General features: G+C 26.3%; 17 protein-coding genes. 5 read left to right on the top strand and 12 right to left on the bottom strand.

Annotated features, from left to right (window positions below):
* Window position 1: 1 nt before the first annotated feature.
* From CQA44_RS06570 to ffh, 8 genes are read right to left on the bottom strand one after another with little or no spacing between them, the layout of a single operon-like run.
* The gene (locus CQA44_RS06570; RefSeq protein WP_115546483.1) at window positions 2–607 is read right to left on the bottom strand and encodes a hypothetical protein; all 606 of its coding nucleotides are present in this window, start codon (window positions 605–607) and stop codon (window positions 2–4) included.
* Window positions 604–1,770, bottom strand: coding sequence for a sialidase family protein (locus CQA44_RS06565; RefSeq protein ID WP_115546482.1), 1,167 nt, complete (start codon window positions 1,768–1,770; stop codon window positions 604–606). Before CQA44_RS06565 ends, CQA44_RS06570 begins: the two co-directional genes overlap by 4 nt.
* Window positions 1,771–1,811: 41 nt before the next feature.
* Window positions 1,812–2,168 carry a 50S ribosomal protein L19 gene (gene rplS / locus CQA44_RS06560; protein ID WP_115546481.1) on the bottom strand — a complete coding sequence of 119 codons (357 nt, stop codon included), beginning with the start codon at window positions 2,166–2,168 and terminating at the stop codon, window positions 1,812–1,814.
* A complete protein-coding gene (trmD, locus tag CQA44_RS06555; RefSeq protein ID WP_115546480.1) occupies window positions 2,150–2,860 on the bottom strand; it encodes a tRNA (guanosine(37)-N1)-methyltransferase TrmD in 711 nt (236 codons plus the stop codon). The genes rplS and trmD overlap by 19 nt, the downstream gene beginning before the upstream one ends.
* On the bottom strand, window positions 2,860–3,417 hold the full coding sequence (gene rimM / locus CQA44_RS06550) for a ribosome maturation factor RimM (RefSeq protein ID WP_115546479.1): 558 nt from the start codon (window positions 3,415–3,417) through the stop codon (window positions 2,860–2,862). Before rimM ends, trmD begins: the two co-directional genes overlap by 1 nt.
* Window positions 3,414–3,656 carry a KH domain-containing protein gene (locus tag CQA44_RS06545; RefSeq protein WP_115546478.1) on the bottom strand — a complete coding sequence of 81 codons (243 nt, stop codon included), beginning with the start codon at window positions 3,654–3,656 and terminating at the stop codon, window positions 3,414–3,416. The genes rimM and CQA44_RS06545 overlap by 4 nt, the downstream gene beginning before the upstream one ends.
* Window positions 3,657–3,673: 17 nt before the next feature.
* Window positions 3,674–3,898: a 30S ribosomal protein S16 gene (gene rpsP / locus CQA44_RS06540; protein WP_115546477.1), complete on the bottom strand. Its 225-nt coding sequence runs from the start codon at window positions 3,896–3,898 to the stop codon at window positions 3,674–3,676.
* Window positions 3,899–3,937: 39 nt separating this feature from the next.
* Window positions 3,938–5,278 carry a signal recognition particle protein gene (ffh, locus tag CQA44_RS06535; protein WP_115546476.1) on the bottom strand — a complete coding sequence of 447 codons (1,341 nt, stop codon included), beginning with the start codon at window positions 5,276–5,278 and terminating at the stop codon, window positions 3,938–3,940.
* Between the two features lie 137 nt (window positions 5,279–5,415).
* On the opposite strand from ffh, the gene CQA44_RS06530 reads away from it, so the two are divergent.
* Window positions 5,416–5,844 (top strand): Fur family transcriptional regulator, encoded by a 429-nt coding sequence (locus CQA44_RS06530; RefSeq protein ID WP_115546475.1) that lies wholly within the window; start codon window positions 5,416–5,418, stop codon window positions 5,842–5,844.
* Window positions 5,845–5,885: 41 nt separating this feature from the next.
* Here CQA44_RS06530 and CQA44_RS06525 read toward each other — a convergent pair whose 3' ends face one another.
* Genes CQA44_RS06525 through hisS form a run of 4 tightly spaced genes read right to left on the bottom strand, consistent with a single transcriptional unit; the run spans window position 5,886 to window position 8,482 of the window.
* Window positions 5,886–6,266, bottom strand: coding sequence for a hypothetical protein (locus tag CQA44_RS06525; RefSeq protein WP_115546474.1), 381 nt, complete (start codon window positions 6,264–6,266; stop codon window positions 5,886–5,888).
* A complete protein-coding gene (locus tag CQA44_RS06520) occupies window positions 6,251–6,769 on the bottom strand; it encodes a hypothetical protein (RefSeq protein WP_115546473.1) in 519 nt (172 codons plus the stop codon). Before CQA44_RS06520 ends, CQA44_RS06525 begins: the two co-directional genes overlap by 16 nt.
* Window positions 6,762–7,157, bottom strand: coding sequence for a hypothetical protein (locus CQA44_RS06515; protein WP_115546472.1), 396 nt, complete (start codon window positions 7,155–7,157; stop codon window positions 6,762–6,764). Before CQA44_RS06515 ends, CQA44_RS06520 begins: the two co-directional genes overlap by 8 nt.
* Window positions 7,154–8,482, bottom strand: coding sequence for a histidine--tRNA ligase (hisS, locus tag CQA44_RS06510; RefSeq protein WP_115546471.1), 1,329 nt, complete (start codon window positions 8,480–8,482; stop codon window positions 7,154–7,156). Before hisS ends, CQA44_RS06515 begins: the two co-directional genes overlap by 4 nt.
* A gap of 109 nt (window positions 8,483–8,591) precedes the next feature.
* On the opposite strand from hisS, the gene waaF reads away from it, so the two are divergent.
* The 4 genes from waaF to CQA44_RS06490 all read left to right on the top strand — a co-directional run bounded on the left by waaF (window position 8,592) and on the right by CQA44_RS06490 (window position 13,086).
* The gene (gene waaF / locus CQA44_RS06505; protein ID WP_115546470.1) at window positions 8,592–9,608 is read left to right on the top strand and encodes a lipopolysaccharide heptosyltransferase II; all 1,017 of its coding nucleotides are present in this window, start codon (window positions 8,592–8,594) and stop codon (window positions 9,606–9,608) included.
* A 96-nt stretch (window positions 9,609–9,704) separates the two neighbouring features.
* Window positions 9,705–11,159: a Ppx/GppA phosphatase family protein gene (locus CQA44_RS06500; protein ID WP_115546469.1), complete on the top strand. Its 1,455-nt coding sequence runs from the start codon at window positions 9,705–9,707 to the stop codon at window positions 11,157–11,159.
* Window positions 11,156–12,154, top strand: coding sequence for a lipopolysaccharide heptosyltransferase I (gene waaC, locus CQA44_RS06495; RefSeq protein ID WP_115546468.1), 999 nt, complete (start codon window positions 11,156–11,158; stop codon window positions 12,152–12,154). Before CQA44_RS06500 ends, waaC begins: the two co-directional genes overlap by 4 nt.
* 2 nt (window positions 12,155–12,156) lie before the next feature.
* Entirely contained in the window at window positions 12,157–13,086 is a 930-nt protein-coding gene (locus CQA44_RS06490) for a lipid A biosynthesis lauroyl acyltransferase (protein ID WP_115546467.1), read from the top strand.
* Window positions 13,087–13,106: the final 20 nt, after the last annotated feature.

Raw genomic sequence — 13,106 nt, 5'->3', positions numbered from 1 at the left:
TTTATAAACTTAACCCCTTGAGTGCATTTATAATAAATTTTAAAACATTAAATAAAATGATAATAAAACTAAAAACAAAAAGATATACACATATTAAACAAGTCAAAATATCATCATTTAAAAATATCCCAAAAATTAAAGCAAGTAAAACAATAAAAGAGCAAAATCTATCTACAAAATAAAAACAAATCATAAAAATAAATACAAAAATTGACTGGTATAATTTAGAGCTATGATAAATATCAAATGGTATTAAACCTAAACTACCTAAGAATAAAACAAGCCCAAATATAAATAAAAGCAAAAAGAAAAATTGATTTATAGTAGAATCTATAAATAATTTTAAAATTTTATTTTTTAATGGAATATTTTTAAAAATATTTTTAAAAATATAGCTTAAAACTAAGAATACACAAAGAAGACTAGGCTTATCAAACAATGAAAAAATAAGCAAATTTAAAGAGTAATAATCCCAAAGAACTTTTATAATACTACAACATGAGATTGTAAATAAAATTACTACAAAAATATATTTTAAGTTATTTTTAAAGATACTGTCTGCAATAAATAAAAATACCCCAAAAGAAAGTATATAAATCCCAATCATTTACTTTTCTCTACCTTAATGATTAGATTTTCTAAATCTAACAAATTAAATCTCTTTATTTTAATAGTTTTTCTATTATAGGTATATGCACAATATAAATACTCTCTATCAATGAGTGCCGATGGATAACTAACCTCATTGGGATAACTATCTCTATCTGTAATATCAATATTTCTTAAATATAAAAAATTATTTTTATCTAAATAATAAAGCCCTAAAGATGCTCTTGTATGCTTATTTAAAACCTTACCGTTATTGTATATAAGCAAGATTCTATTATTATTTTTAAATTTATAATTAATTAATATTGAAGAATCATCATACCCATTTAAATTGCTAATTTGTGGTTTATCCCAAGTATTGCCCATATCTTTACAGCTTTGTAAAAAACTAACATTATTGTAAGATTTATAATTTCTAAAAAATACAAGGCATTCGTTAGCATTTAATGCAATCATACTAGGCTGGAGTTGGTTATTTAGCATATTCATTCTTTTAGAATAAAGATAATTTGCATTTTTGTCAAAAAAAGCAACTAGGCTATATTTTCTTGCAAGTTCATGATAATATGGCAAGATAAACCCCCCCCCTTGAAATGCAATAGCTGGTGTTCTAATTAGATGAGAAAAGTTTGCAAAAGGTCCTAGTCTAAGTTCATCTTTATACACAACTTCACTTAAATCACTACTTAATTCTAATTGATAAATCTTACTTGTAGCCCAACCACCAAGACTAACACCAACTACAAAAAAATGAACTTTATTATTTATATCTCTAAAAGCTACAGGATTGCCTAATTTTTTAATAAATTTATTTGCTTTTTTTGAAAGCATAGATGCGTCTAAAAGCACCCTAGGAGTAGTTATTTTTAAGTTATTCTTATCTAAAAAAGCTTGATAAATCTTAACATCACTAGCACCCTCTTTAGTCCCTGCAAAATATAAAATCATAATTCTATCTCCAACATCTACTAAAGAGCTACTATGAGCACTTTGTTCAATATTATCAACAATAAAATCATTTTTAGTAGTTTTATAAATTTCAAAGGATTCTAAATTTTGATTAACTACAAAATGAGAGATTTGAGCAAAATGTGATTTATTAATAAATACAAATAAAGATAGGCTTAAAATGAAAATAAAAATAATAAATTTTTTATTCATAAGAATAAAAAGGATGCTAAGATTATTTTTAAATTCTATAATTACTTACGTAACTCTTTAATTCTGGCAGCCTTTCCTTTTCTATCTCTTAAATAGTATAGCTTTGCTCTTCTAACTTTACCTATTCTTACAACATCAATACTAGCTAGACTATCGCTATAAAGTGGAAAATTTTTCTCAACACCTACATTATTAGCTCCAATTTTTCTAACTCTAAAGGTCTTATTAACACCTTGCCCTCTTACAGATATACATATACCTTCAAAATATTGGATTCTAGTCTTATCTCCTTCTTTTATAGCAATGCCAATTTTTAAAGTATCTCCTGCTTTAAAGCTAGGGACTTTTTTATCCTTTATTTGGGATTGTTCAAATAATTCTATATATCTATTTTGCATATTCTTACCTTATTATAAATATCTGGACGAAAATACTTCGTCTTGCTTAATGATAACTCATTTTTAAGAGCTCTTATTCTACTATGATTTCCCTTTGAATACTCTGAAGGTATACTTAAATTCGATATTTTTTTTGAAAAAATATTAGTCTTTGTAAAGATTGGTGCTTCAAGTAAATTATCCTCAAAGCTCTCTCCAAGCAAAGATTCTGCATTTCCAAGCACATTTGGAATATGTCTTGAAATACAATCACACATTACCAAAGATGCTAGTTCTCCACCTGTTAAAATATAATCACCAATACAAAAAACCTCATCTACAAAACACTCAATAACTCTCTCATCAATGCCTTCATAACGACCACAAATAAAAATAATATGCTTTTTATTGCTAGCTAGTCTTTTTGCATCATAACTATTAAACTGCTTTGCCACAGGAGTAAGATAAATTATATGAGAATCTCTACTGCTAATAGCTTTTAATGCTTTTTCTAACACATCTGCATATATTACTAGCCCTGCCCCACCACTCACTTGAAAATCATCAACTTTTTTATATTTATTATTGCTAAACTCTCTAAAATCAATGATTTCAATCTCTAAAAGTTTAGAATCTATGGCTCTTTTTAAAATAGAATCTGAAAAATAACCACTAATGAGATTAGGGAAAAGGCTTAAAAAGGTAAATTTCATTACGAGGTTTCTAGTATGCTAAGAGAATCTTTTACAAAAATACTTTTTATTTCTAAATTAGTATCTATAATATAGCGAGATATATATGGCAAATAAAAATTTCTAGCCTTGATATATGGATATTTTTTAAATATTTGTTCATCAACTCTAATGATTAAATAATCTACATTCCCAATACGCTCAATATCAAGAACTTTGCCAATTAACTCATTGTTATCGAATACATTTAGATTAATTACATCGAACCAAAAGAATTCATCTTTGTTTAAAAAACAATATTTTAAACTAGTTTCTCTATCGCTATAAAGCAATAAAGAGTTAATTCTTTTTGCAGAATCTATATCTCTTATTTCTTTAAAAAATGCACTATTTTTACTTAAGTTAAAAGATTCCAAAGTAAGCTTAAAATCTCCACATCTAAAAATATTACCTTTAGTAAAAATATCTAAAAAATCTGTATAAATAATTAATTTTATTTCACCCTTTAGCCCAATGCTTCTACCACATTTAGCAACTAATATATTAAAATTATATCGCTCTTTAGAAGAATTTATCATACTGATTCAACTGATATTTTATAACCCATACCATTTTTAGCTTTACAGCCTGAAATAAGATTTTTAATAGAGCTTATCATTTTCCCATTTTTACCAATCAAACGACCAACATCTGCATCATCTGCATAAATTATTATATTATAGATATTTTCTTTTTCATCTATAATCTCTTTTACTTCTATACATTCTGGTTTTGAGACAATCTTTTTACTATAAGCTTTTATAAATTTATCTACCATATTCAGTTAAATAATATTTATTGTGTGATAGCCTTCACTCTATCACTCATCTTTGCTCCAACCCCTACCCAATATTGCAACCTTTCTTTATCTACATTTTTAGAATCAGGTCTTAAAGGATCATAGTAACCAATAGATTCTATCCACCCTCCATCTCTCTTTTTTCTGCTATCTGTAACAACAATTCTATAAAATGGTTTCTTTTTTCTACCTATTCTTGTTAATCTTATAACTGTTGCCATAAATCTCCTTTCTAAAATAATTTTGAAATAATATCTTATTTATCTCATTTTGTTAAGGCTTGCACCATTAATCATATTCATTATATTTTTTACACCATTTGGCGATGACATCTGTTTAGCCATTTTTGAAGCAGTTTCAAATTGCTTTAAAGATCTGTTAATATCACTTACTTCAAGCCCACAACCAGCTGCTATTCTTTTTTTTCTACTGCCATTTAATATACTTGGATTTTCACGCTCTTTTGGAGTCATAGAAGACACCATAGCTTTTATATTTTTAATCTCAACAGAATTATCAATATCAACATTTTTTAGTGCATCTCCCATAGCCCCAAGACCAGGCATCATTGAAATTAAAGATTTCATTGACCCCATTTTTTTGATATTTTCTAATTGAGATAAAAAATCAACAAAAGTAAAATTACCTTTTTTTATTTTTTTAGTTAAAGACTTTACTTCTTTTTCATCAACGATGGCTGTTGTTTTTTCAATAAAACCTGCTACATCTCCAGCACCCATTAATCTACCAACAATTCTATCTGGTAGAAAAATATCTAAATCTGGTATTTTTTCTCCACTTCCTATAAATCTAATAGGAACTCCAATCTGTTTTGCAACAGAAAGGGCAATACCACCCTTTGTGTCACTATCAAATTTACTCAAAATTACTCCACTTAATCCTATTTCTTTATTAAAGCTATCTGCACTTCTAACTGCATCTTGACCACTTAAACTATCTAATACATAAAAAATTTCATCTGCTTTAGTTATGCTTTTAATTTCTTTTAATTCATTCATAAGTTCATTATTAATTGCAAGTCTTCCTGCTGTATCTATAATAACAACATCATAAGTAGAATCTTTACTAAAGGCAATAGCTTCTTTTGCAACATTTAAAGAATCTTTAGTATCTCTACTAAAAAAATCAACTTCAATCTCACTTGACAATTGTCTTAGCTGATCTACCGCAGCAAGTCTTTGTAAATCGCAAGCTACAAGCAAAACTTTTTTACCTCTTAATTTTAGATAATTTGCCAATTTTGCACTACTAGTGGTTTTACCACTTCCTTGCAAACCTACCATAAGGACTATTGTTGGGGGTTTTGAGGCAAATGTAAAACCATAATTTCCACTAAATATATTTAGCAAAGAAGTTTCTAAAGCTTTTTTAAAAGCATCTCTACCTATACCACTTTTAGCACTTTTCTTGCATTCAGATTCTACTTGTAAAATTATATCTTTTGAAACCTTGTGATAAACATCATTTCTTAGTAATATTTTTTTTAGTTCATCCAATGAACGCTCTAGTGCTTTATCATCATCTTGAAATCTAATTTTATTTACAAGACCTTTAAAAGAATTTGTTAGTGTATCAAACAATATAACTCCTAAAAATTTAAGAATAAAGGCATAAATTTTACAATTATTTTTAAAAATAAACAATTAAACAATAAATAACTTATTATAATTATTAAATTAAAATTGAAAAATATTTATTAATTTTTAAGGAATATGTTATGAGCAACAATAATTTTGTAAAGATATTAAAAGATAAAAAACTAAAAATTACTCCACAAAGAATTGCCATACTTGAAGAATTAGATAAACACGGACATTCTAGTGTAGATGATATATTTAGCTTGATTAAAACTAGAATTCCATCAGTTTCTCTTGCTACTATATACAAAAATATATTAGCTATGCAAAACGTAGATATCCTAAAAAGTGTTAAAACTCCTACACAAAAGCAAAAATATGAAATAAATAAAATACCACATATTCACTTATTTTGTAAAGTTTGTGATAATTTAGAAGATTTTGAAATAGATACAATCAATTTTCAAAAATATTGTGAGCTTAAAAGCGGATATAGTGATATTAATGATGCATCCATATTACTTATAGGTATATGTAAAAATTGTCAAAACAACCAAAAAGCTGTATAGCTACATAATATTTCAAAATTATTTGCTAAAGCGACCTTTTATTATTTAGCGTTTTGTAAGGTTTTAATATCTTTAAACTCATACCTCTTTAGTTGAGTTAAATTGCTAGATATTCCTCCTGAATGTAAAAATAAATGATTTTTATATGAAAATAATAAATCTAAATTATCCGCTATCGCTTGCCACATTACGCAATCATATAATAAATCAAACTCTATATTCATATCTAAAAATTCCCTATAAATTTTAAAAATCAATTTATGTGGTTTAGAAAAATATATTTTTTCTTTAGTCTCTATAATTTGTGGAAAATAGCTCTTATCATTTATTAGTCTTAAAAACTGCTTTTGTAAATAATCTTTATTTCCAACGCAAGGTGTAGTAAATACTTTGATATTATAAGGTTTTAGAAAATATTGCAAATAAAGGCTACTAGTTCCTGTTCCAGAAGAGCAAAATACACATAATTTTCTAATCCCAAAGCTACAATATCATCTGCCAATTTTTTAATCCCATATCTTGCCATCTCAAATGCCCCACCTTGATATATAAAAATAGAATTAGTATTTTTTGCAAATAAAAGGGTGTCTTGTTCTAGATTATTTGAAATCTCTAACTTCATTCCTAAACCTAAAGCAATTTTTAAATTACCTTCAATATTGTTTAAAAGATATTTTGAAAGAGGTTTGCTAAAGTATGTAAAATTAGCATTTTTTTGCTTTGTGATATATGCTAAAGCTAACATTGCATTTGACTGATTCCCACCAAAACTAGCAATAGAATCAAATTTCATATCAAGTAAAAAATAAAATTTATAAGCCTTATTACCATTAATGTATAAAGAAATTAAATCATCCCTTTTTACTAAAAATTCAATATTATTCCAAATATAACGCTCAATAATGCTTTTATTAAAATTAATCACTTAACTTAAAGCCAAACTTTAAATGCAATTCTTCTAAAACTTTAGGAGTAGAATCTAATGTATTTTTTGCAATTGTATTAGATTCCTTATCACCAAAGTTTCCTTGTAATAATATCTCATAATAATCTTCAACTCTCTTAATGCTACCACCACAAGCAAACTTCTTTTTTAAAAAACTCAATATATTTTTAATATCTTTTGTATAAAATGGATAAATAATACTAACTACCTTATTTTTTACTTTTAAAACTCTAAATTTAATTACATATAAGTCATTATCTAAAATTTTTATATCCTTTAAACATACACAATCACTACTTAATTGCCCACAATTTTTACAGACTCTATCAATACTATCACTAAAATTTGGCTCTAACTTAAATTTCATTGTTTTAATAATTCTATTGCTTTTAGCATACTAATACCCTTCATTTGCATTCCTGAAGTCATATTTTTTAGTGTTATAGCATTTACTTTACACTCATCATCACCAATCACTACAACAAACTCGTGTCCCTTCGAGTTAGCGTATGCAAACTGCTTTTTAATCTTATTAATTTCTGGATATACCTCTGATGAAATCTCACTTCTTCTAAAAGATTCTGCAATTTTATAGGCATAACCAAAATGCTTACTACTAAGGCAAATTATTAATACTCTAGCGGAAGTTTGTTTTTTTGATAAATTATTCATACTAGATAAAAGCCTATCTATACCAATGCTAGCACCAACTCCACTCATCTTTTCATCTGAAAAACTTCTAGTTAAATTATCATATCTACCACCAGAACACACACTTCCTAAAGATTTTTGTGTATTTAAAGTAGTCTCATAAACAATGCCTGTATAATAGCCTAATCCCCTTGCAATAGAAAAATTTATTCTATAAGCATTTCTATCCATTTCTAAATTTAACAAAATATCATAAACTCGTTCTAGCTCCTCTATACCATTCTTTAAATCATCATTCCAACCCTTAAGATAAGCTATCTCTTTAAAGAACTCTCTACTATCTCCATTTTGCTTAATATTTGCAATCTCTAAAAACTTACTAACATTTGAAATAATCTTATCTAACTCTTCTGTTACGCAATCTTTTCCTATCTTGTCAAGTTTGTCAATAATCCTTAATACATTAGAAATATCATTATTATTTGTTATACCAAAGTATTTGCAAATACCATTTAAAACCTTTCTATTATTTAACCAAATAGTAAATTCATCAATCCCCAAACCAACCATAGAAGCATATATTACTTGGACAATTTCAGCATCACAAGCAATACTATCACTCCCTATAAAGTCAAAATCACATTGTGTAAATTCTCTATACCTACCCTTTTGTGCCCTCTCTCCACGAAATACATTGCCTATTGCATAACGTTTAAAAGGAAAATCAATCTCATTTCTATGCTGTGATATAAACCTAGCAAGAGGAACTGTTTGATCAAACCTCAAAGCAACATCACGATTACCATGATCTTTAAATCGATATAACTCTTTTTGAATTTCATCACTTCCTTGTTTTACTAAAATATCTGCATACTCTAAATGAGGTGTTTCAATGGGAACAAAACCAAAATTTTCAAATATACTACTAACACTAGAGAGTAATTTTGATTTTTTCATAGCCTCCATAGGAAGTCTATCTTTAAAACCACTTAATGTGCGTGGGATAACTTTAGAATATATAGAATCTTTTGAATCCTTCATTTAAAAGCTCCTAAAAATTTTAAAAATCACTTTTTTAGTTAGGATTCTAGCTAAAAATTTACCTATAATTACTTATTTAAAAATTAAACAAAGTAAATAGATAAATTTTATGAAAGTAGATTATAGAGAATTAAAAATATTGCTTAGACTTCCAAATTGGCTTGGAGATAGCGTTATGTGCTCAATTGCATTTGAGGAGCTTAAAAAACACTTTCCAAATGCAGTATTTAGCATAGTTGGAACTAACGCAAGCTGTGGTATTTATGAAAGGGATTATAGGATAAAAAACATATTCATAGATTCTACAAAAAAAAGTAAAAATAGATTTTTTGCAACAAACAAACTTGCTAAAGAAATAGGAAAACACGATATAGCAATAAGTTTTAGCAATACTTTCTTTTCTGCCCTATTAATGTATTTAACAAAAACAGGTATAAGAATTGGTTATGCTAAGAACCTTAGAGGCATATTTCTTACAAAAAAAGTAAAATTTATAAAGAATATTCATCAAGTTTTATCATATCTAAACCTTGTAAATGAACTAATTGACGATAATTTAATAGAAAAAAATATAAATCCAAGTAAATCCCTAAAATTAATATCTATGGATATAAAAGGTTTCAATAAAGATTACTCAAAAAGATATATTGGAATTAATCCAGGTGCTAGTTATGGAAGTGCAAAAAGGTGGGAGGAAAAATATTTTTTAGAAATTATTATGAACTTTTTAAGCAGTAAAGATTATGTGGTATTTTTATTTGGCAATGATGATTTATTAAACACAGAATCTATAAATAATAAAAATTTTATTAATCTAACAAATAAAACTAGCATTACAAAACTTTGTGATTATATTTCTATGATGGATTTATTTATAACAAATGATAGCGGACCTATGCACATTGCTGCAAGTTTAAATATACCTATTATTGCAATGTTTGGTCCAACAGATTCTAATGAAACAAGCCCATGGAATGCAAAAGCCATTTTGCTAAACAAGCATCTTCCCTGTTCTCCTTGCAAAAAAAGAATTTGTCCATTAAAGCATCATAATTGTATGAAGTTAATAACACCAGATGAAGTCATAGAAAATGCCTACAAGCTACTAAATAATATTACAAACTAATTTTATTTACAAAAATAAAATTACAATCAAAAATCTATATTTTATTAACTTTTACATATAATTTAAGTTTTAAATTCCTTAAAAATGGAGAAATTTATGAGCAAAGTTGTAGCAGTTATAGACATAGGTTCAAATTCTGCTAGAATGGCAATTTTTAGAAGAACAAGCAGATTTGGATTTTCATTAATTTTTGAAATAAAAAGCAAAGTAAGAATTTCTGAAGGCTCTTATGAAGAAAATGGTTTTTTGCAAAAAGAGCCTATGCAAAGGGCATTAAATACAATTAAAGATTTCTCAAAAATTGCAAAAAATTATAAAGCAAAAAAATTATTTTGTGTAGCTACAAGTGCTGTAAGAGATGCTCCAAATAAATATGATTTTATTCTATCGATTAAAAAAGAAACGAATGTAAAAATTAAAGTTATAGACGGGAAAAAAGAAGCATTTTTTGGTGCAGTGGCTTGCTCTAATCTATTGCATAAAAAAGATGGCATAACAATTGATATTGGTGGGGGTAGCACGGAATGTGCGATTATACAAAATGGAAAAATTATAGATTTGATATCACTTAATATTGGAACAATTAGAATAAAAGAGTTATTTTTTGACTCTAAAACAGATATTAAAAAAGCAAAAGAATTTATAAATGAAGAGATAAAAAAGATTCCACCTAGTTTTAAAAATACCTTAACATACAATGTTTTTGGAATTGGAGGTAGTATAAGGGCACTAGCAAAGCTAATAATGAAAAAAGAAAAATACCCTATAAATACTCTTCATGGCTATGAATTTGAGGCAGAAAAACACATCCCATATTTTAAAAACATTTACAATAGTGATATTAAAAAACTAAAAGACTTTAAAATTCCAAAAGATAGAGAAGATAATATAAGAGAAGGTGCATTAATCTTTACAATACTATTAGAATATTTTAATACAAAATGCGTTATTGTAAGTGGAGCTGGTGTTAGAGAGGGTGTATTTTTAAGTGATTTACTTAGAAATCAAAATTATATATTTCCAACAAACTTTAACCCATCATATAGAAGCTTATTAGATAGATTTTCATTGGATACCAAAACACATAATAATATAAAAAATAATGCAAAAAAGTTATTTTTACTATTAAAAGAAAAGCATAAAATAGATGACAAATATTTATTTCATTTAGAAAGTGCTGCTGGACTTGTAAAGATTGGCAATTATTTAAGTTATTATTCATCACACGAACATAGTGCATACTTTTTAATAAATGCTCTTAGCTATGGCTATTCACACTCTAGTAAGGCAATAATTTGTTTGCTTGTAAAATACAGCAATAAAAAGATTCCAAAAGATGATGAAATAATTCATCTAAGCTCTCTAATGCCTGATATATTGACAATGCAGTGGCTTAGCTACATACTAAGCCTAGCAGAATCTTTAGCAAATGATATAGTTAAGTTAAGCTTTGAGAATGAAATTTTATATATAAAAAATACCTCTCACATAGCAAAAGAAAAAATTATATCACTTGATAAACCTCAAGAGATAAAAATTGAATTTATATGAAAATAGCAATCATTAGACTTAGCTCACTTGGTGATATAATAACTACTTTGGTATTTTTAGAAATACTGCACCAAAAATTAAAAAATATAACTAAATCTTTACATATTACTTGGATTGTAGATAGTTCATTTAGTGAAATTTTGGAAGATTCACCATTAATTGATGAGATTGTCTCTATCCCACTAAGAAAAAGTAAAAAAAACAAAAAACTTCTTTTTAATATTGCTAAACAAATAAAAAGTTTAGATAAATTTGATAAAGTGCTTGACTTTCAAGGATTAATAAAATCTCTAATAATTGGAAAAATGCTAAAAAAAGATGAATTAATAGGGTTTGAAGAACCTAGAGAAAAAATTGTAAAATATTTTTATACCAAAAAAGCAAAGATAGCATATAAAGAACATATTTTAAAGAGAAATTGGGAGCTTTTAAAAACGGCATTTGACTTTAAGGAAGATTTCAATTTATCCCTGCTAAAAAATAGGGCAAAAGGAATTGGTAGTAAAAAAGATATATTAAATATTAATTTTAAGCATAAAAATATGCTTTTTATTTTAGAAGCCTCAAAGAAAGAAAAGGAATATCCGCTAATTTTATTCTTAGAATTAGCATTAATGCTAAAAGATATAGGAATTAGTAAAATCTATCTTATATGGGATAAAAAAGAAAAAGAAATAAAAGAATTAGCAATAAAAGATTCTATTTTTTATCTAATGCCAAAGCTAAATTTGACAGAAATTAAATCTCTTCTTTTAAATATTGATTGTGTTGTTGGTGGAGATACGGGTATAACACATTTAGCATGGGCTTTAGGGGTAAAATCAATCACACTCTATGGAAATACACCAATAGATAGATTTAAACTAGAGGGTGAAAATCATATATCAATTTGTCAGATAAGGCAAGAAAGAATAATGAAAAATAACTTTTCAATTAAAGAAATTCCACCAAAACTCATATATAAAAACATTAAAATACTAATGAATATGGACTAGTGATGAAAAAAATACTAAATAAGATTTTAGATATATTTATAGTAATATTTGCAAATATTAGCGGATTTATTCTATCTTTAATGAATGATAAAATATTTTTTTATAATGTAAAGCTTTTAGGTTTTATTTTTAAAGCTTTAGATAAAAGAAGGGGGAAAGATTGCTTAAATAATCTAAATTTTGCCTACAATGGAACGCTAGATTATCTTACTAAAAATAAGATTCTCAATAAATGCTATGATAACTTTGCTTTTGTAATTTTAAATGCAATAAGATTGCTTTATATGAATAAGGGAAAATATATTAAAAAATTTAAAGTTTATAATGAATATTTAATAGAAGAATTAATCAAAAATGGAAATTTTATTTTCATAACTGCTCATTATGGCGATTGGGAGGGAACAGCTAGGTATGTAGCTTACAAACATAAAGAAATAAAATTAAGTGTAGTTGGGAGATTAACACAATTTAGTTCTATAAACTCACTAATGGAAAAATCAAGACAAAAATTTGGCTCATTTTTCTTAGATAAAAAAGGTGTAAGCAGAAATTTAATTAAGCTCTTAAGTGATAAAAAAAATATTATAGGATTAGTGATTGACCAAAATATATCAGATAATGAAGGAATTTGGGTTAAGATGTTTGATAAAGATGTAACACACACACCAATAGCCTCAATTTTAGCTAGAAAATATAATATACCTATAGTATTTGCCTATATGAAATTAAGCAATGATTATAGCAAATACTATTTGCATTTTGAAAAAATATGTGATGCTATAATAACACAGGATTATAAAGATGATATAAAGACTATGACACAGCTTCAAGCAGATTTTACAGAAAAGATTATAAGAGAAAAAAATGAAGAATGGTTTTGGTTTCATAAAAGATTTAAAGCTAAATATAATGAAATCTATAAATATTTTTAGCTTAAATTTGTAAAATTATG

The organism is Helicobacter sp. MIT 14-3879 (assembly GCF_003364125.1).
This window is presented reverse-complemented; position numbering and strand designations above follow the sequence as displayed.

Bases quoted from the DNA above. Each gene is read 5' to 3' on its own strand.
- CQA44_RS06570 (WP_115546483.1), bottom strand. From the start codon at position 607: ATGATTGGGATTTATATACTTTCTTTTGGGGTATTTTTATTTATTGCA.
- CQA44_RS06565 (WP_115546482.1), bottom strand. From the start codon at position 1,770: ATGAATAAAAAATTTATTATTTTTATTTTCATTTTAAGCCTATCTTTA.
- rplS (WP_115546481.1), bottom strand. From the start codon at position 2,168: ATGCAAAATAGATATATAGAATTATTTGAACAATCCCAAATAAAGGAT.
- trmD (WP_115546480.1), bottom strand. From the start codon at position 2,860: ATGAAATTTACCTTTTTAAGCCTTTTCCCTAATCTCATTAGTGGTTAT.
- rimM (WP_115546479.1), bottom strand. From the start codon at position 3,417: ATGATAAATTCTTCTAAAGAGCGATATAATTTTAATATATTAGTTGCT.
- CQA44_RS06545 (WP_115546478.1), bottom strand. From the start codon at position 3,656: ATGGTAGATAAATTTATAAAAGCTTATAGTAAAAAGATTGTCTCAAAA.
- rpsP (WP_115546477.1), bottom strand. From the start codon at position 3,898: ATGGCAACAGTTATAAGATTAACAAGAATAGGTAGAAAAAAGAAACCA.
- CQA44_RS06530 (WP_115546475.1), top strand. From the start codon at position 5,416: ATGAGCAACAATAATTTTGTAAAGATATTAAAAGATAAAAAACTAAAA.
- CQA44_RS06515 (WP_115546472.1), bottom strand. From the start codon at position 7,157: ATGAAATTTAAGTTAGAGCCAAATTTTAGTGATAGTATTGATAGAGTC.
- hisS (WP_115546471.1), bottom strand. From the start codon at position 8,482: ATGAAGGATTCAAAAGATTCTATATATTCTAAAGTTATCCCACGCACA.
- waaF (WP_115546470.1), top strand. From the start codon at position 8,592: ATGAAAGTAGATTATAGAGAATTAAAAATATTGCTTAGACTTCCAAAT.
- CQA44_RS06500 (WP_115546469.1), top strand. From the start codon at position 9,705: ATGAGCAAAGTTGTAGCAGTTATAGACATAGGTTCAAATTCTGCTAGA.
- waaC (WP_115546468.1), top strand. From the start codon at position 11,156: ATGAAAATAGCAATCATTAGACTTAGCTCACTTGGTGATATAATAACT.
- CQA44_RS06490 (WP_115546467.1), top strand. From the start codon at position 12,157: ATGAAAAAAATACTAAATAAGATTTTAGATATATTTATAGTAATATTT.